The 19,761-nt window shown below is 36.7% G+C and carries 19 protein-coding genes; all 19 read right to left on the reverse strand.

All coding sequences use genetic code 11. The features are described from left to right. Positions 1-154: 154 nt before the first annotated feature. Entirely contained in the window at positions 155-787 is a 633-nt protein-coding gene (locus H6G41_RS28065; RefSeq protein WP_190750794.1) for a cyanoexosortase A system-associated protein, read from the reverse strand. Between the two features lie 10 nt (positions 788-797). Beyond that, complete coding sequence (gene crtA, locus H6G41_RS28070) at positions 798-1,679, reverse strand: cyanoexosortase A (protein ID WP_190750796.1); 882 nt, start codon at positions 1,677-1,679, stop codon at positions 798-800. 208 nt (positions 1,680-1,887) lie between these two features. After that, positions 1,888-2,508, reverse strand: coding sequence for a hypothetical protein (locus H6G41_RS28075; protein WP_190750798.1), 621 nt, complete (start codon positions 2,506-2,508; stop codon positions 1,888-1,890). Between the two features lie 442 nt (positions 2,509-2,950). Then, positions 2,951-3,493, reverse strand: coding sequence for a WcaF family extracellular polysaccharide biosynthesis acetyltransferase (locus H6G41_RS28080; RefSeq protein WP_190750799.1), 543 nt, complete (start codon positions 3,491-3,493; stop codon positions 2,951-2,953). Between the two features lie 22 nt (positions 3,494-3,515). After that, complete coding sequence (locus H6G41_RS28085) at positions 3,516-4,079, reverse strand: YdcF family protein (RefSeq protein WP_308796608.1); 564 nt, start codon at positions 4,077-4,079, stop codon at positions 3,516-3,518. Further along, complete coding sequence (locus H6G41_RS28090) at positions 4,066-5,280, reverse strand: glycosyltransferase (protein WP_190750800.1); 1,215 nt, start codon at positions 5,278-5,280, stop codon at positions 4,066-4,068. The genes H6G41_RS28085 and H6G41_RS28090 overlap by 14 nt, the downstream gene beginning before the upstream one ends. Continuing rightward, entirely contained in the window at positions 5,277-6,392 is a 1,116-nt protein-coding gene (locus H6G41_RS28095) for a glycosyltransferase (protein WP_242038079.1), read from the reverse strand. The genes H6G41_RS28090 and H6G41_RS28095 overlap by 4 nt, the downstream gene beginning before the upstream one ends. A gap of 518 nt (positions 6,393-6,910) precedes the next feature. Then, complete coding sequence (locus H6G41_RS28100) at positions 6,911-8,044, reverse strand: glycosyltransferase family 1 protein (RefSeq protein ID WP_190750802.1); 1,134 nt, start codon at positions 8,042-8,044, stop codon at positions 6,911-6,913. After that, a complete protein-coding gene (locus H6G41_RS28105; protein WP_190750803.1) occupies positions 8,041-9,027 on the reverse strand; it encodes a phytanoyl-CoA dioxygenase family protein in 987 nt (328 codons plus the stop codon). Before H6G41_RS28105 ends, H6G41_RS28100 begins: the two co-directional genes overlap by 4 nt. Before the next feature lie 110 nt (positions 9,028-9,137). Next, complete coding sequence (locus tag H6G41_RS28110; protein ID WP_190750804.1) at positions 9,138-10,397, reverse strand: glycosyltransferase family 4 protein; 1,260 nt, start codon at positions 10,395-10,397, stop codon at positions 9,138-9,140. Continuing rightward, positions 10,394-11,782: a hypothetical protein gene (locus H6G41_RS28115; protein WP_190750806.1), complete on the reverse strand. Its 1,389-nt coding sequence runs from the start codon at positions 11,780-11,782 to the stop codon at positions 10,394-10,396. The genes H6G41_RS28110 and H6G41_RS28115 overlap by 4 nt, the downstream gene beginning before the upstream one ends. Next, a complete protein-coding gene (locus tag H6G41_RS28120) occupies positions 11,779-12,789 on the reverse strand; it encodes a glycosyltransferase family 4 protein (RefSeq protein WP_190750807.1) in 1,011 nt (336 codons plus the stop codon). Before H6G41_RS28120 ends, H6G41_RS28115 begins: the two co-directional genes overlap by 4 nt. A gap of 19 nt (positions 12,790-12,808) precedes the next feature. Continuing rightward, positions 12,809-13,468 (reverse strand): bifunctional 2-polyprenyl-6-hydroxyphenol methylase/3-demethylubiquinol 3-O-methyltransferase UbiG, encoded by a 660-nt coding sequence (locus H6G41_RS28125; protein WP_190750808.1) that lies wholly within the window; start codon positions 13,466-13,468, stop codon positions 12,809-12,811. A gap of 69 nt (positions 13,469-13,537) precedes the next feature. Beyond that, the gene (locus H6G41_RS28130; protein WP_190750809.1) at positions 13,538-14,764 is read right to left on the reverse strand and encodes a glycosyltransferase family 4 protein; all 1,227 of its coding nucleotides are present in this window, start codon (positions 14,762-14,764) and stop codon (positions 13,538-13,540) included. Between the two features lie 17 nt (positions 14,765-14,781). Beyond that, positions 14,782-15,561, reverse strand: a complete 780-nt coding sequence (locus H6G41_RS28135; protein ID WP_190750810.1) for an FkbM family methyltransferase — start codon at positions 15,559-15,561, stop codon at positions 14,782-14,784. Between the two features lie 26 nt (positions 15,562-15,587). Next, positions 15,588-16,709, reverse strand: coding sequence for a glycosyltransferase family 1 protein (locus tag H6G41_RS28140; protein ID WP_308796612.1), 1,122 nt, complete (start codon positions 16,707-16,709; stop codon positions 15,588-15,590). A gap of 46 nt (positions 16,710-16,755) precedes the next feature. Then, the gene (locus H6G41_RS28145) at positions 16,756-17,574 is read right to left on the reverse strand and encodes an FkbM family methyltransferase (protein ID WP_190750811.1); all 819 of its coding nucleotides are present in this window, start codon (positions 17,572-17,574) and stop codon (positions 16,756-16,758) included. Positions 17,575-17,584: 10 nt separating this feature from the next. Beyond that, a complete protein-coding gene (locus tag H6G41_RS28150; RefSeq protein WP_190750812.1) occupies positions 17,585-18,451 on the reverse strand; it encodes a glycosyltransferase family 2 protein in 867 nt (288 codons plus the stop codon). 49 nt (positions 18,452-18,500) lie between these two features. Further along, positions 18,501-19,739, reverse strand: coding sequence for a glycosyltransferase (locus H6G41_RS28155; RefSeq protein WP_190750814.1), 1,239 nt, complete (start codon positions 19,737-19,739; stop codon positions 18,501-18,503). Positions 19,740-19,761: the final 22 nt, after the last annotated feature.

Raw genomic sequence — 19,761 nt, forward strand, 5'->3', positions numbered from 1 at the left:
TGTCAATACATATAAGGCTTTTGGCAAAATAAAGATGCTTTTTTTGTGTTTATATGAGTGCTATAACTAATAATTTGGCATAATAGCTACTGAAGAACCAAAATATTATTAATTTAATAAAATGGATTTAGTCTATTGAATAGTTATTCAAAACTTAAGGAAACCGAGAATGCCAATAAGGATACCAGGAAATCCAAGCATTTTCTAAAACTTGGTAGGCATTTTCAGAAGATGAATTTTGAACAGGAACAGATAAGTGTGCCCAAAAACACTGTCTATTCAGTACTGGCTCCTGCTGTAAAAATACTGGTAGCAGACGATCTAACCGTAAATCGAAAGTATAACGATTATAGACAAACTGTTCTTTAGTTATAACAGCGGGAGCATAAGGATTGATGCAAGAACGTAAATATGCGCGATTTTTTTCAATTGATAAACTGTATGCGCCTATTTTATTTTTTTCACGGATAATTGCAGCCGTTTTGTTGGCAGAGTTAATTTTGGGATTGTATTGACGAAATAGTTCTTCGTTAGCGCCAAACTCATACTGCATTTCAATTTGTAAGTTAATTTTGTCGCGCTTATATTGGTAAATTCTCCCTCTTAAGTTTGACAGCGGGTAACTAGATTGAAACTGCCATTCTGGTAAAATAACACTTTCAGGAAAACTATAAGTTTTAGCTGTTATTTGGAATTTTCCTGGAGCAAATATAGATTTTAAAAGTACCAATATTACTCCTAAAAAGGTGAGATTTAAAATACAAAAATGCGCTTGTTTCCAGTCCATTATATTAAGACTACCTATCTAAACCTTCTAAATATGGCAATTTAGTTTCTGGATTTTCTCGTAAAATTAATAAATAATAAAATAAAGAAGATAGACTGATACCAATCATTGAAAAAATCAGAGAACCCTTACCTGTATGCCAATATTCAAACGCTTGCTGGTTTTGAGCAGCCGTTAAAATTGCCATTAAAGCAACTCTAAATCCATTAATCACAAATCCAATCAGCATAAATATCAAAGGCACTATAATTCTTTTTTTTATACCTGCTAGAGGAAAGAGTATTAAAAATACTACTGAAAGCCTTAGCAAACTAAGGATAGTATCCCAGCCTGAGCAACCACCATAAACATTTATACTTCCTGCAGGCAGTACAATATAAAATCCATGAATAGTTACTCGGTATCCGAAGTACCATAATATATAGGTTGCAAATTTGACTGTAAAACTAGTTATATCAATAGCATAACTCAGGAAGAAAAAAGGAATTTGCCAAAAAAATAGTAATATTAATTCCTGCTTGTACTGTTTTAATCCTTGATAACCAGAAGCCATCAATATTAAACCCAATGCTGAGATTAAAGGCGAAAAACCTAGAAATAAATAACTGGGCGATAAGCAAAGTTGAACAAGAGTTATTGTAATTAAAGATAGCCCTAATAAAGTGCAAAAAATATTACTACTTACATTTAATTGAGACCGTTTTTGCCCAATTAAAAATAATATCGCTAACGAAAATAAAATACTCCAAAGAAATAGGCTCATTCCATGATGAATCGTTAGGCTCAAATGAATAGCAATTAAACCGGATACTATTCCTAATACTAACAATTGGTTAAGTTTTAAATTGCTAAATCTTTTAATAAAACTGCGCTCAAGTAATGGAGATTTCATGATTAATATGCTATTCTTATATTTAGAATAAGGCTAGGTTAAAAATAGCTTAATTAACCTAGCTATCAAACAAAAATATACTCAACACACCTCACCATTAAATGTTAAGACCGTTAAGATATGATCAAGCTCAACCTATTCAGGTAATAGGGTGTTGATGCATCTCAAGGAAATCAAATTTCCAGCAGATATGATTCAGATGTTTGAATCAGATATTTGAAACAGGCCGTATCTGTTTCTTCTTGTAGTAAGTCTTACCCAATAAAAATAGAGCACCTAAAGCAACTCCAAGACCCATTATATCCTCCGGCTCTGGAACACCATTAACTGTACCGCCAGATTCAGCTAATCTTCCTTGTCCGGCACCCTGAAACTGGATAGCTCCTCCGCTAAAAAGAGTAGCAATATTAGCGTTGGAAATATTACCCTCACCAAGAGTCTTTATTTGAAAACTCGCTCCAGGTGTATTGTTTACTGGATTAGATAAGACCATGGCAAGAACGCGTGCATTACCAGAGAAGACAAAAACGCGATCATTTATAGCATTAAAAAATGCTGTTGGAGGTGGAGCCGACGCTGTACTGGTGGAGCCTGTATAGTTAAATCCTGACGTTAAAACGCTACCAATTGTAGTTTGAATATTCCAGTTTGATATTGTGTTTGTTGCTGTATTGTAGTCAAAGGAGCCTGTTGCTGTACCACCATCAACAAAATTGATGTTGTTTAATTGTAATGATAGAGCGGAAGCAGGTGTTTGGGTTAAACCTATAGCAATAGGTGCCAATGCCATTGCAGATAACACAAACAATGCATTCAACGGTTGTTTCATATTAAGTAATTTTCTTTACTTAAGTATCATGTTTATTATGCTACAGTGCTGATTTATTTTAGTATTTATTGACCAAAGTTTACAATAAATTTATATTAAATTAATAGATATATTACATAACCAAAATTTCTTTGATTACAAAAAAATAATATCATTTTTAAATATCAATAATGAGTGAGAAAATGCGTGATTTTACGATTATTTTGTTAATTTAAAATCAAAAAATGAATGATATAAAAGAAAATAAAAACCATATTCGAGAATCTTTTTTACAAGGAGAGATTAATTCTTAATCTAAAATTAAGTGACGATCAAAAATTAAAAAAATCTAAAATATAGCCATTGGCTAGTGTGGATGTCAATTTTTTTTGCATGAATATACTAGTAGATACTGGTACGCTTCCTTCAGAAAATTGTTATTGTGCTGTTGCTATTTTTTTAATTAAAAATTCAATCTTTTCTTGATAGGCTGAGCAGGATTACCAGCATAAACAATCATTGGATCTAAAGAACGGCCAGTTACTCCACCTAAGGTCAGCACTGCACCCTTACCAACTGTTACTCCTGGGCCAATTACCGATTTGGCTGCAATCCAACTACTTTCTTGAATGCAAATTGGCGCAGGAATAAGTTTGAAATCAGAATAATTCCAGTTATGATTGCCAGTGCAGAGATAAACGCCTTGGGATATACAAACATGATTCTCAATTACTACAGGTGCAAGGTTATCAATCCAAGTATCTTCCCCAATCCAAGCAAAATCTCCAACAGTTAAGCGCCAGGGAAATTTTACTTTAACCCCTGGTTTAATGCGGACTTTTTGACCTATGCTGGCACCAAATCTCCGCAGTATCCAAACTTTCATTGTTGACATGGGAAGCCAATAACTCTCAACCAAAGGCGACCCGATAAAATACCAGAGAAGTTGTTTCCAGTATGGTGCACCTGGGGTATAAGTACCGACAGTATATTGATCTAGGCGCATAATTATAGATGCAAAGTGAATATTAGAGTTTTGCTCCCGTATAACCTGTGAAAATCCACAATAGGGAACGCGCAATATCTCGCAGAATCCGAAGGCGTGGTTCTTTGGGTTGATTAGATGTTAGAGGAAGTGGGGTAACGGTGATCCCTTGGCTACCCAAGACGAAAAACGCGATCGCCTTAGCCCTGGGCATGTGATAGTCAGAGGTAACTAAGAAAAGATGGTGAATCTGGCGTTCTTTAAAATCTGAAACCAAAGTAGTAAAGTTAGTAAGAGTGTCAGTAGCGCGATAGTCCAGGTGAAGCTTGCTTTTAGGAATACCTGCGGTTTGAAAAATTTTGTATGCGACATCTGGTGGTGACCCTGAAGATACCCAAATTTCCAAAGATGGATACCATTTAGCAAATTCAGCTGTGAATTCTTCGCGATCGCGCCAACCACCGAGGGTAAAGATTGCTTGAGGACGAGGGGCTTGCCGAGAGGCTAGCTCTATTCGTAGAGGAATAATGCTGCACAATACTAACAGGCAACTTAAGATTGCCAAACAAATAAAACGGCGTGATTTTGCCAATTTAGACTTTTGCACTTGAGTCTACAATAAATTCTGGCAAAAGTTTTCCTTTAATAATCGCACTATAACTAGAGGTCAGGTTTTGAGCGACAGCACTCCAGGAATATCGATTACTTACAAGCGATTTGCCATTTGTACCCAATTGCTCTCGTAATTTTGGGTAGGTCAGCAACTGTGCGATCGCAGCAGCTAACGTATCTACTTCTCCTTCAATAATCATACCTGCGGATGATGCTGTAATTTCTGGTGCAATTTGTACTTCAGGAGTAATAATCACTGGCAATCCCACAGCCATAGCTTCTGCAACAGCTATACCAAAATTTTCGGAGAAGGATGGCAAAGCAAACATATCTGAGCCTTGTAGTAGCAAATTTTTGTCTTCACCGACAACAAATCCTGGTAGCGATGTCTGAGTTGTCAAACCCAAGGATGATACTAAATTAATTAGGTAATTGACATAATTTGCTTCTCCTGAGCCTGCCAAAATTAGGTGAAAGTCATAGTTTTGAGCCTTAAGTTTGCTGAGTGCGTGGAGTAATAAGTCCGGGCGTTTTTTCTCGTGGAGTCGAGAGAGGAACAATATAATAGGTGTCTCCATAGGTATGCCGTATATATGATGTAGCTTCTGCTTAGCTTCAGTCAAAGTTGGGGGTATGGGCACACCTAAAGGTAAATTTATTGTTGGAGTCTGAATGCCAAAGTTACGAACATCCTCCACTTCCCCGACTGAGGTGCAATGAATAGCAGCTGCTTGATTCAGATTATGCTTCTCAATTAGCAGTGAGTACAAACGCTTTTTCAAGCGACTTTGAGTTAATGCCCAAGGAGCAAGTTGACCCATTGTCCTAACTGTATAAGGAACTCCCTGCAATCTGGCGATCGCACCAGCACAAGTAGAAGCATAGGAGAAAAGATAGTGGTTATCTAAAATATCATAATCACGAATGTGTTGCCAAAGCCAGTTAGAGAAATCGGCAGAAAATAGGAACTCTTTGATTGGTGGTGAAAACCGAGGCATAAACCAAACTGGTACTCCCTTATACTCAACTTTCTGATTCAAGGGTACATCTAAAATATCGTCCGGCCCGTTGTCATTAGTTGTGGCAATTTCAGCATCAACTCCAATGGTTCTCAACATCTTGACAAGGTTCAAAGCAACTTCGCTTGGCCCACCACGAACCGGAGAAACTGAAGGAATAACATGTAGAACTTTCATACTCCACCTTCTAACAGAGAGTTTTGCATTAAATCAGCAAGAGTTTGGCGAAAGGTTTCAAAACCAAATTTTTCAATCACTTGCTCACGTAAAATTTCAGGTTGATACATGACTGGGTGTGGATAAATCCTTTGCAATATTTGAATCAGGGTTTTGGAGATCGCCTCTACATCATCGGGATCAACTAAAGCTCCCAGTTCACCATGAGCAAGGGCATCAATGGCTCCATCCTGATTGCCTCCTAGGGTGGGTTTGCCACAAGCTAATGCTTCTAGATAAACAATGCCAAACCCCTCACCTTTGCTTGGCATAGCAAAGACATCGCAGAGATTGTAATGATCGCAAAGTTCTTCATCGGCAATAAATCCAGTTAATGTCACACAATCTTGCAGATTCAGTTGAGTAATTAACTGTTGAATCCGAGTGCGATCGCTTCCCTTACCAACTATCAAATAGTGAACATTAGGAATATGACGCCGAATCTCCGGTAGAGCTAGGAGAATTTGGTCATATCCTTTGTATCGTTCTTGAATGTCAAGCCTAGCAACGGTAAGAATTATCGGCTGTTCTGCTTGTAATCCATAACGCTGCAACAGTTTTTCTGGCTTAGGTTTAATGCGGAACTTACTATCATCGAAGGTATTGGGCAAAAGCGAAATTTTAGCGGGATCAAGATTTTGTTCTTTCAAGAGGCGATCGCGTGTATATTCACTAACTGCCAAAATGCGATCGGCATGAAACAGAGCAGTTTTTAGCGCCGGGTTTGTGATATTCCAAGCATCTACACCATGAGCAACAGCCCAGTAAGGAATGCCAGTTAGCTGTTTGAGCAAATAGGCTGCTACCGTAAAATTCAAATGAGAAGAGATAATCAAGCTAGGGCGCTGCCAAAATCCATGCCCTAAAATTTGACTAGCAAAGGCAAGCGTTCGTAAAGTTTGATTCCACTTTCCTGCAAAGTGAAATTTGGTATTAGGAAATAAATCAAAATTTGATAAACAGCAAGTATCATGTTTTAGAAATACATCATATTTACTATTAACATATAAATCTTGTAATGCTTCTAAAAGAAACGATGAATAAACTTGAATTCCACCTTTAAATTCAAACATATTAGGAAACCATAAATGTAAATGCCGATGTTTCTGATAATTTGAATTTTTATAAACTCCATTTTGTTCGCTTTTTGATGTACTAACAAACTTAAAATTGATCATTTATGCTCCCTGGCTAATTAATGATGAGATTGATTCTGTTAGTCTAGAATATTGTTGACATGGTAAATTTCCACTCGCATAATTAATATGCGAGTAAATAAAATCCAATTAATAATAATTAGGATATTTAGCTATTAGTTATGCACACCTAAAATAGATCCAATTTCACAGACTCATTTTTTAGTAAGATTAGTTATTAGCACGATCATTTATAATTTCAGCAACACAGGTAGATGCACAGACTACTGCAATTTAGCAACCAAAACATTCATTCTTTGTGATTTTTGATTTGATAGACAAACACAAAAAACAACAATTTACTCTTATTTTTCCTTAAAAAAGGAAAAATAAGCGAATAAATGAGGTTGGATTGTATCTAAATAAGTAAGTTTTTTAGAAGCGTTTATTTGTGATCATATTTGTATATTTCTTTCCGCGATCGCTTGCCGATAAAGTTCTATATATCTTCTAATCATTTTCTCTGCTGTAAATTTTTGAGAGTTAGCAAATCCTTTGACTATAGATGTTTCTAGTCTAGGAAGATAGTCAATAATTTTCTCCGCCGCTTGCTCAGGATTATCTGGTTCTATATATATAGCTGCTTCTCCCCCTATATCATTCATTGGCGGACGATTGGATGTAAATACAGGACAACCACAAGCTTGAGCCTCTATAATAGGCCAACCAAAACCTTCTTGTAGTGAAGGAAATATTAAAGCAGTAGCAGCAGAATAAAGAGCTTGTAAATCTTCATTTTTAACCTCTACAAGCTCTATTACTTTTTGAGTTAAATTATGGGTTTGAATAAATTTATGCATATCATTAGTCATGGGTTTGCCTACCATCACCAAATAAAATTCTGATTCTTTTAGCTTAAGCATCAATTGCTCAAAGATAAATAAAACTCCCAAGCGATTTTTATACCAATGATTTGCCCCTACATGCATCAGAAAACGACAATCTTGAGGAATTCCTAAAGCTTGCAAGTATTGCTTAACTTCTAGGGGTTGCATAGGACTATAGGCATAGTTTAAACCCACTGGAATTACAGATATAGCATTTTCTTTCAAAGAACTCAGACGTACTAAATCACTTTTTGTTTGTTCTGAAACACAAGCAACTTTCTGAGCTTTATTTATACCCCTCACAATCATCTGCTGTAATATTTTACCAGTCCATCCTGTTTTATATTCTGAAAATTCCCCTAAACCAGAACGAATTGCTAATAAATCATGACAAGTTACAACATGAGGTATGTTCTGCAAATATTTTGTATAAATAGCATTACCATGATCGCATATATGGATGACATCAGCCCATGATAATGCTTCATGTAATTTTGGTGGAAAAAAAATTAACTTATCGACGTAACCTAACCATTTGCTCAATACATTTGAGGATTGACAAAGACTACCTAACCAGGGAGTTGGGCGAATTACACTTACTTGAATGCCAAACTGGGTTAAGTAATTTATTAACATAGAAGCAAACAGATCCATACTTTTGATACGATCTGGTTGATAATTGCCTATCAACAGAACCTTCATTGCTTATTAGAAAATTTACTGATATTTAACCGATTTGATTTCAGATGCCACAGCATTCGCTTACCATTAGTTATTAGCTCATTGGGCAAAATATGTTTGACTATATTTTTTGCAAAAGCGTTTAATGTTTGCGGTAGCAACTGCTTTTGCAGTAGCAAGATATCATTAGGTGTCATAGTTGCAACTGACGTGCTAGGAAATGGCGGGTAATTTCTCTTAAAGTTAAATCCCAAGTAATCCATTAATTCTGGGGTTAAATTATCAAGATACTCAGTATTAACTAGATTTTTTTCACCATGCCCTATATTTTCACTACCAATCTGATCAACTTGGAACAGTAAGTTTGTTCTGCTATAATTTTTATCCTGAAAAGGTTCAGATCTATGTATTCCATGAATATTACATATAATTATACTTCCTCGACACATAGGAAATGTTAGTATATCTTTCTTATAGTTTCCATTAATAAAACTATCACTCAAATAAATTTCATTATTATATTTATGAGAGTAAGTGTGAGAATCTTGAATATATTGAAAGGCATTTTTAGTAACATCGGACAGATAAAATAGAAATAATAGCCCTGGCATATTATGTTTGCCAACTATCTTACTGCCAATCTGGAGATTGTTGTCTGTATGCCAAGGCATATGTGCATGTTTACTATTTTGAAAAATCCTATGATTAGTTAGCTTATAACTAGCATCAAAATATTCTTGGCAAATATCTAAAACTTTTTGAGAAGTGATAACATCATAAGCTTTTTTAGAGCTAGCCAAGCAATGGGTTAAAAATTTTTGGTTATAAGCATAAACTACACCGACATCATTGGTATTAACTAGAATTTGCTGAAAATTTACCTCTTGCAATAGTTGCTCAACGTACTGTTCAGTTAATGCTTGTTCAAAAATAAAGTATCCGTTGCTTTTAAGCTCATTAACTATTTGGCTACTACTTATGTCTAAAAACGATAAAGTAAACATTATTTCATAACATATATACCATGTATACAATTATACTTTATCTTTATTGAAGTAATAAATTTATTAGCTTAATTATGATATTTTTATAATCATGTTTGTGATTGTAACGTTTAATATCGAATTCTCAGTATTTCTTTGACTTTAGTACTTAATTTTTGACGATACAAACCCCACGTCAACTGTTCTGCTTTACAACGAGCTGCTCTTCCCATTTCTGCTAATTCTTGAGGATGGGAGTAGCACCACTCAAGTTTTTCTTTCAAAGCCTCTGGATCGCGAATAGGAACGATAAAGCCTTCTACACCATCAATGATAATGTCTGCTCCTGCGGTGTTTGGGGTTGTAATTACAGGAATACCACAAGCCATCGCTTCTAGAAGTACCAGTCCAAAGCCTTCTACTAAGGAAGGAAAAACAAATACATTAGCATTACTGTAGTATTGATTAAGAGTAGTATGGGGAACTGAGGGAATGTAATGAACTCCATGAGGAATTTGGGAAAGCCAACTTTCTGGAAATTCGTTAACACCTACTAGCATTAACTCTGTCTGTGGAAGTTGCAGATCTTGCCATGCTTGTAATAAGTAGTGAACTCCTTTACGAGGTCCTACACGACCAACAAACAATGCACGAAAGGTAGAATCTAGTTTGGGTTGAGGTCGAAAATAATCAATCGGTGCACCATAGGGGATGACTGTTATTTTTTCTGAACTAACTCCTTCTCTGAGTAGAGATTTTTGAGTAATTGATGAGGCAACAAAGATATAATCGGCTAGGGCAATTTCTTGCTCTTTGCGTCTCAACTTCCACTCAGGTTCTTTTACTGCTTGCAGTGATGCTGCCAATGCTGGAAAACGCTCAGCCTCCTCTTGTTGAATCTCCCGTGCCATGCGATAAAACAGTATGGGCAAGTCATATAAGCATAAAATACCTTGTTCCTTAGCAAATTCAAAGGTAGTAGCTGCACCATCTTCATAAGCATAAACTGCTGCCAAACCCTGGAGATGATGTTTAGCAACATGGCGATCGAGAGAAGCATAAAGCCAATCGATGGGGCCTTGAGGGCCAAACCCAAAATATCTACTAAGTCCAGTTTTAACTAAAGTCATCCGCAATGCTTCACCCCAAGGGTGGGTTCGTAAGGCTACACCTTTTGGAGGAAACCAGGTACGCCGCCCTAGTTCATTAGTAATAGAATGACTAATTTGCTCAGGAAGCAGTTTTAGGTAGTAACTGATACTTCCTTGAGGGTTGTATGCGATCGTTGTAATTATTTCCTGAAGTAGACCTGCTTCTGCTAATGAGATTGCAGCATTGCGGGCGAAAGGATTACCAGTAGGGTGTGTTAGGGCGAGAGGTAGCTGGGTCATTCAAGTAATTCCTGTTGTTTCCAATTCTCTATCTGCTCAAGTCGGGGTAGAAGGAAAATAAACCCTGCTAGGAACCAGTAGTAGACTAGGAGAGTATGATTGAACACAAGCTGAGCATTAAATTGAAGCGTATGAATCAAAAAAGCTGACAGCGCTAGCTGTCGCAGCAGAGGGCGCTTTAATTTAAGGAATGTGTGCCACAGTAAATAAATGAGTATGAGTCTCAGCAGATACCACAGAAAAAAGCCTGTAGGACCAATCTCCAAAACTATTCGACCCATTTCCGACTCATAGTAAACAGGAATAGTCTCTGTAGGAGGTAAATTTAAGATACTACGTAATGCTGAAGTTGCTTGGTGGGTTGCGCCTACACCATAGCTATCCAGTCCTTTTAACTTCATAAATTCAAACGGTTCAATAAAGCCTCCCGAAGTGCGAGCAGATATATCATTATTAGCATTGATACGGAATAGTATAGAATTGAGAGCAGATTGAAACCAAGTAACAACCGCAATAGCTGTAATCATAAAAGGTACAGTAAACTTTTTAATCAAGGCCACTCCTGTTTTTAGGTTAGTTATTAACTGTGCGCCAAAATAACCAATTAAAAACAAAATTTCACCGAAAAAAAGAGTTCGGGAACCGTTCATGAACGATGTAACAATAATTAGCATTAACTCTACAATTGTTGCCCAGCGCCACCATCGGGATTGCTGAACTGCTAATAGGGGAACTAAAAATCCAAAGGAAATAATTGCATAAACTGAATAGCCAACTATGTATGAAAAAGTTCCTGTTACGCGAGCATTTGTAGAATTTCCATCGCCAAAGGTTGCAACATCTAATTTCAAATCTTGGGCATAGACGTTGAGGGGGCTTGAGGGGGGGCTAAAGAACTGTGCTACTGCTAATAGCCCCACCGGAATGACCAACAGCAGGTAAGAACGCAGAAATCGATATAATTCTTCTTCAGAACGAAAGAGTTTGGGCAACATCCATACTAAAGGAATGTATAACAAGTAGCCTCTAATCCCGAAAATACCGATAATAGGAGAACCCAAGTTGGGATTAAAACATTGCCAAATACACCAACCTGTTAATAGTAACATCATCGCAGCAATAGCTTCAGCTGCCGAATTGCCTTTGATACGAAAGGTTTTTTCAGTAGATGAGAAAAAGTAATAACGAAGATAAGCCCCTATAATTACAATATCTTTTAAAAAATAGATGAACTGACTGGCTTGGGGTATAACCCATTTCCGCAAAACACCCTCAAGTATCACCAACACCAGTACAGTTTTTATAGAAGTCCGCCAGTTTTGAACAGAGAGATAGACAATAAGTATAATAGCAAAGGGAGCTAAAATTCCGACGTACTCTTTCACCGAATTGCTGCCTCAATTACTTCTAGATAAGCTGTAGCAACTGTTGATTTCTGATGCCGTAAAAGGTGAGATGGCGAATTATTTCTGTAGGTAGCAAGTTGCTCAGGATTTTGTAATAAATTAAATAGAATTTGTGTTAATGCCTGTACATCTCCGTTGGGGAATGTCACACCACAAGAACCTATAGCATCTTTTAGACCACCTCCTTGAGAACCCACAACCACACAACCACAAGCAATGCCTTCTAATGCAACAATGCCAAAAGGCTCATTCCAGATAGATGGAACTACCATAATTTGGTGAGCATTTAATAATTGGGTTAACTCATGCTCAACTTTAACTCCCACGAAACTAACGTGCTCTATAATTTTTAAGTCTTTTGCTTGTTGGCGTAATATAGGTTCTTCAGGTCCACTACCAATAATTGTTAATTGGGGAGAAAGTCCCATCGATTTGAGTTGAGATAATGCATCCAGTAGTAAATTGACTCCTTTATCAGAAACTAGCCGCCCTAAAAAAACGAGTTCTCGGTTGCGAATAATTTCTGGGATTTCATAAAATATATCTTCCTGGTAAGAATTAGGAATTACACTGGATGGTGCTGGTATAGTTGCAGCTAAAGCATGACTTACTGAAATATTAGTCGCAAAACGAGTAACAAACTTCTTGAGATAATCTTGCCAACCTAGATTTCCATTGACACGCTGATACCAAGCGTGATGAGTTATTATCAAAGGACGAGGGACAAATATTAGGGGATAAAGACCCTTTAAACTTACACAGCCTTGAAAATAAACGTCACACCAATTAATCAGGTTGAATACTCGTTGTAAACTAGGTTTTCGGATGACTTCAAATGGAAAAATTTTTGAGTTTGTTGCTGGAGTTTGTGAGACTATCTTGACTTGGTGTCCCTGATAGGTAAATTCATGAGCTAAAGTTGAAATTATTGTTTCTAACCCACCAACGCTAGGATAAAATAAAGGAGAATATATAAGAATTTTCATAAATTTTTATATAAAATTATCAGCTAGCATTTTTTTGTAGTAGTAAGCACAAAGTATCACCAGGCACCTGATTTGGTAAAAATAAGTTCAAAATAGTGGATATCATTTGTGTTTTTGATCGATAAATCAAAGAGCCTTTATCTGGATAACTCCACTGTTTTACAATCTCTAGGGAATAACGTGCCAGAATTCTAGACAAGCTGTGCAGTAAAACTGGATAAATATGGGTTGGATCTCCTTTTTCATCAAATGATGCCATCTTCCCAGTAATTAAAAATTTTAATCTACAGTTGATTGAGTGAATATTTGGAGTAGTCAGTAGAAAAAATCCATTTGTGTCTAAATGTTTAGCTACATGATAAAAAAGACGACCAGGGTTTTCTAAATGTTCTATAACCTCAATAGAGGTAATTAAGCCAAATTTTCTTGATCCCAAGCCCAGGTCATCGTAATCTATGTTGGCTTGTGAGCAAGTTGCTTTTTTTGTGCTAAATTGTTCAATTTCTAGATCAATTCCATGTAGTTGGCTAAAGCCAAGGCTCGCTAGACGTTCCAGCCAAGCACCCGTACCACAACCAATATCAAGAACTGGTGTATCATGATTGAGTGTAGGAAGCGAGCGCGATAGGTTATCATGTAGCCCTGAAATTGTACGTTCTAATAATTGGTGATTTAGCATTCTTTACTCAGTAATCTGAATTTGAACAATTAATTTTATTGGTTTGTGTATGACAAGTTTCACACTGAGTTATTGACATGAAGAAGGAAGTGTGGGTTTGATAGCTACAGATCTTTCTAATCCTTGTACTAGAGCTGCTACATTTTCACGTGGTGACCAAGACTCCATTCTCTTAACAGCAGCAGCACTCATCTTGTTTAAAAGTTCGTTGTTGTCTGCTAGTAGTACTGTCTGAAATATCTCAGCTAGTGCATCTATACTGCCACAAGGGTAAACGAAGCCAGTTTCTCCATTTTCTACCAAATCGTAGTGTGCGCCGACATGATCGCTTACTACTACAGGACAACCACAGAGCATTGCTTCATTAACAACAACACCAAAAGGTTCATATTCTGAAGAAAAGACAAACAAATTAGCAGAGCGATATACAGAAGGCAACTGGGACTGATTGACAAAACCAAGGAACCTAACTTGCTCTGCTACTCCTAAAGCTTTCGCTTCTGCTTCCAGTTCTAAGCGCAATGGACCGTCGCCAGCAAATACTAAATAACTACCAGAAACATTAGCTTTGGCAAATGCTCGTAAAGAATCATGTGGGCGTTTCCAGGGTTGAAGTTTAGCACAGAATAAAATAACATGTGCATTCTCTGGAATATTCCACTGCTCCCGTATGGCTTTTACATCTACTAAGGTAACTTGGGAACTCCACCAATCGTTATCAACTGAAGATGGAGTTAATACGATTTTATCTTCAGGAATTCCTAAGCTATGAACCATCTGTTTCCCCGGCGTTGAAGAAACCAGTATGAAATCTCCCAGTGTAAATATAGATGGTAGTAAAAGTTTCTTTAAAGAATTTTTCCATTGTTTACGATCGCGAGGTTGTATCGTACTGGCATCTGTACTAAATATAAAACATATTCTGTTCAATTTAGCTACTATTGCAGCAATCCAAAAGCTGGCGTAAGAATAACCTGTATAGGAAATTACAGCATCAAAACTTCCTTGACTTATAAGTTTCCATAGCCCTAAATTTATTAATCCAAAGAAATTACCCAGTCTGGGTTTACCATAATTGTTTTGGACTTGAATCCAAGGATAACCATCTAGTAATGGTATGTCCCATGCAATCTCTACACCAAATTGAGAATCAAATTCTGCTTTAACACCTTGTAAGCTACAATAAGCTACCAAAATATCCAATTTTGGATGTTGTGCCATTAGCCGAAAAAGAGGAACTGAATAAGGTACAGGATGAGAAGCTATGACTAACACGCGGAATTTATGAACATTCATAAGTTTTTTACTGCTTTTTAGTTGTTGAAGTAAGCAATGAGTTCACAAGATTCCTGAATACTTCCTCCATTAATTGCTTCTAACTTATAATCTAGTGATTTTAGAAATTCACAACATTGTTGGTGAACTTTTGCTCCATGAGTTGCCAGAAGAATTGTTGGGTGAGCCTTGCTCAAAGTTTGTTTGGCTCCAGAAAGAACTAACAGTTCTGCACCTTCTACATCAATTTTGAGGAAATTTGGTATCGGAATTTGCTCTTTATTAATCAATTCATCTATAGCAACTGTCTTAACTTGGATGTTTCCCTGAGATGATAATCGTCCGAGAAAACTACTTTCGATATTTCCCTGAGATGGTAATTGTCCGAGAAAAGTGCTTCCTTCAAAGAACATTTTTCCACAGGAATCTGAAACTGCTGCTTCAATAACTGTTACATTTTGAATTTGGTTGAGTTGTAAATGTTTTTTAAGATAAAAAAGGTTACGAGGATCTGGTTCAAAGGCAACTACTTTTCCATTAGCTCCAACTAGAACTGATGCTAAGAGTGCATAGAAGCCAGTATGTGCTCCTATATCGTATATTACACTTCTCTGTGTAACTATTTGTTGAAAGAGAATTTGCTTGTCATATTCGTAGCTCCCTAACCAAGAGCCATGTTGACCTGAACCAACAATCCATTTTTTACCCCTTAGTTTTCCCTGCAAAATAGGCATGATTGTTGCAGGTGGAATTACTTTCAAAGGAAAACGCAATAACTGACCTAGCAGGTTTTTATTGGAAATATTAGAGAAATTCATAGCGATGGATAAAACTACTACTTGAGCTAATCTAATTTCTGCTGAAGTGGAAGATTAAGCTGATCTTTAAAAATTTTTGCTTGCACGGTCAGGCTGTGGGTTTGATACCAGGCATAAGCATTGTTTGCAATTTCTTGTGCCATTTCTAAGCATAAATGCTTACTTTGGCTATCAACAGACCAATAATGTTTACCTGTTTGAAGACCATCTCTTGGTGTGGTGCTGAAAGAAACCATACAAGGAATAAGCCTGTGAGCACAGTAAGCAGCAAAAATACCTGATTTTGCTAAATATGGTGGTAGGGGAAAATTTAAAAAGCCTGCTACAGAATTTAGTAGAATCTTGCTAATCTCTGATGCTTGAGTAACTCCTTTTTCCACAATAGGAATACCGTTGATCTCAGACAGATCTAAACCAGTAGAAACACCGATATCATATATTTCTTGAATTTCTAAAGCTTGGCATATTAATGCCAAACCTGCACGGCATTGTTGATATACTTGCAGCCTTGAGTTGCGGCTACCAAACACTACAAGCCGGCAAGTACGTTCAGCTAGAGGTGGAGCGTACTCTGGTTCTCCAATATTGGAAAATACAGGGAGTGAAGTAATAGAGCCTTGTTTAACCCGTGCAAGTTTATAGAGAATTTCAGCATAACTTACTTTGCTAGTTAGACAGCGATCGCTTAATTTAACCAATCGGACAGCCAAATTTTTTTGCAAACGAGATAACCAAAAAGCACTTGTCCAAAGTGAACCGGAAGCATAGACTTCATGGAACATAGTTACCAACCGAGAGTTAGCAGAGTTGGTTTTCCAACGTTCTAAACCTTCAAGCAGCCACACCGGACAGCCTTTCTTGGCATAGCCGTAACCTACATAATGCAACAATACAGCAGAGGTGCGATCGCTTGACAATAAAGTTAGCAATGCATCAGCAGAGCGATCACTAATTTTGCTCACAGGAAATCCTTCAATTTCTACTGGGCCATTCCAGTTGCGATCGCCAACAACAAAGTGCGTTTCTATTTTGTAGTCTTTTTGCAACTGACGTGCTAAATTCAGGGCATAATCACCTAAACCATTAATGGATGGCGGCAATTGTGGAACAATTTGGATAATTTTGATAGGTTGATTTTTGAGCGTCACTTTTTACCGTCTTGAATGAATCTATTAAATCTGAATCGTTTTCTCACTAAATTCTTGCGTACCACTCATTTCCACCTAAACTTTCGATATAATAACCGTAATCTTGGAGAAGCTTTTGTGCCTCACCAGGTTTTATACCGAGTTTTGACATACGAACAACATTCTCTTCAAAAAAAATATGGCTAATTTTGTGCGATCGCAATAATTTTTCTGCTCCTTGGAGTACCCAAGTATCCGCACCTTCTGTATCTATCTTTAGAACATCGATGTGTTGGCACTCATTGTTGAGTAAAAAATCATCAAGTGAAACAACCGGGACTTCAATAGTTCGATCCTGGGATTGGAAAACTATCCCTCCCCATCCACTTTGATCATTAGGTCCCAAATCGAATTTTATACTTCCACTCTCTTTGCCTACAGCTGTCTCTTGTAAATCTACTTGATGAATAATACTATTACTTTGCAAATTCAATTTTAAAGCCTCAAAGTTTTTGGGAGATGCTTCAAATGCAATCACTCTGTTATTATCTTTAGTAGCAGCCCAAAGACATGAATAATAACCATAGTTAGCACCAACATCAATCATTAAACCTCCAGACTTTGCTAGTTCTATCACACGCCTAGAAACAGGTAATTCATAAAATCCCAAGAAGGCAATAGATTTATGAGCTATATCTGTTGGCATTAAGTGCAAAAAGATATGAGGAGAAAATTCTAAATTACTTTTATTAAATAAGTCTAAATATTTCGTATTTGTAGTATTTGCATACAACTTCCAAAATAAAGTTTCTCTTAACCATAAGGGTCTAACATTCATTAACCAAGGTCTATTAATAGAATTAGCAGACGCTTTATTGTTTCGCATAATTAATAATTTAGTTAATTTTATTTGTATTGAAGTGAAACTGTTTGTATAATCTAAAAGCCATGTGAAAATTGGCTATATGTTCTAAAAATGCTTCTTTAATTCCATGTCCTTTAAATATTAAAGATTCTGGTATTGTAAATTTTATAAAACTATATAAATTATTCTTTAAATAAGTTTTAAAATTAATATTAACTAACTCTTCTGGATGAATATATAGATAAATTAATACTGATTCCTGATGCTGTTTGAGCTTTCTCCAGCCACCTTTAGTTCTCCAAGGATGGCATACCGAGGCTAAATTTACAAAAATAAATTTGCGCTCTATCTTTGTGAGCCTTAGTCTCAGATCCACATCTTCCATAGCCGCGTAGGGAAATCGCTCGTCAAAACCACCTAAAGACTGAAATAGTTGCAGTTGAATTGCAAAATTACATGACCATAAATATCCTCCTGTTTCATTCACAGGAGAGATTTCACTTAGTGTTTTTTTGGGGCGATCAACATAAGTCCTACCCTCAAAAACTAAACAAGAGGGTTCAGCCACTGTAGCTTTAGCATAAACTTCTAGCCATTGAGGGTCGGGTAAGCAATCATCATCAGTAAAAGCTAACCATTTCCCTTGAGCATACTTAGCCCCATTATTGCGATTAGCAGCTGGGCCTTTGCGTGGACCAGCAACCCACTTTGCCCAAGGGTATTGTTGCCGAATCATTTCCTCAGCAGTAGTTTGGGAGCCATCATCTGTGACAATGACTTCATACTGATCTGCGGGCAATGTTTGTACAGATGGAGCAAGACAATTTAGGCATTTTGCTAGTAAATCATTGCGATCATAGGTAGGAATAATTACTGAAAATGTAGTTTTTATATTCATACATGTACTAACTTTATAAAAAATTGTATGCGCCAATATACTCACTTCCTCAGATGCGAGTAATTTCTTTGCTTGTCTTTAGAGTGGTTTTAGAAATCCACTGATATAGCTCACTACTAACCTTATTTTTTTCAAAGTTTTGTTTTAAAACATCATATGCTACCTTTGCATATCTTTGATTCTTGTCTCGATTTTCCATTAGTTCTGCCACAAAAAGCTTAACTTCCGAAACGTTGTTGGTTTCACAAACAAGACCACAATTCCATTTTTTGACAAATTGATTACAGGCAGAGTAAGTAGGTCCACAAGATAAAATAGGTCTACCTGATGCCATATAGTCAGTTATTTTTGTTTGCACTGAACACTGAGTCATATGATAATAATCTGGCAAGAATGACGAAGCAACTAGTAGTAAATCTGCTTTAATTAAAGCATTGTTCAATTTTTCATAAGGAATGAAATCACCATTAGTTACTTGCCATAGCTCCCATTTTTCTTTATACCAATCCCAAAAAGACTGGTCGGTATGTAAAATAAGCTCAATGGCTTTACCCTCAGTTCTTAATTGAAAAATAGCCTCTGCCATAACAGCGACTGCATCGTAATGCATTTGCCAGATTGAGCCAGCATAAACTACTCTGAAAGGTTCTCCTTCAATAACATTAAAGTCAGGAGCATATTGTTCTAATAATTCGACAGGATTATGCACAATGATGGAATTCTTCGGTGTAACTTGATATCGACTAACTAAACTCTCCTGTAATTGCTCACTAATCATCAGCCACCCAGTTGAGTTTCTCAGAAGTTGGGCAGTGACATTCTGTACACTTCCTGATAACCAACGAGTATTATCATCAGCCACCCAATCATCCATGAAATAAATTAGAAATGGACACTGGAATTGCTTGCTAATTTTCCATCCCATCAAGAGACATAAAGGTGTTATAGGGCAGATAAGAATTGCTTCTGGCGCAAATTTTGCTATTTTTACTTTATTAGGAATTGGTAACCAATCCAGCAGTTGCAAATTTATGAAATTTATAAATGACTTCACTAAAAAGCCAAATCTATTACGTAGGGGTGAAATATAATGTTCGCGGAAAGAGCAAGATTGCTGTTGCCATTGTGGTGCAGTTGGCTCATTTCGCATTTGTTCTGCTGGAGCAAATATCATCAAGCGATCAGAGGGATAATTATCAAATAGATTAGCCAGCGTGCGGTTTACTCCTTTGCCATTTAAGCTAAGAGTTGCTTCGCTAACAATTAAAAGTCGTGGCAAGTTACTCATTTATCGTTAGTTTTAACTATCT

This window comes from Tolypothrix sp. FACHB-123 (assembly GCF_014697075.1).
Lineage (GTDB): Bacteria > Cyanobacteriota > Cyanobacteriia > Cyanobacteriales > Nostocaceae > Aulosira.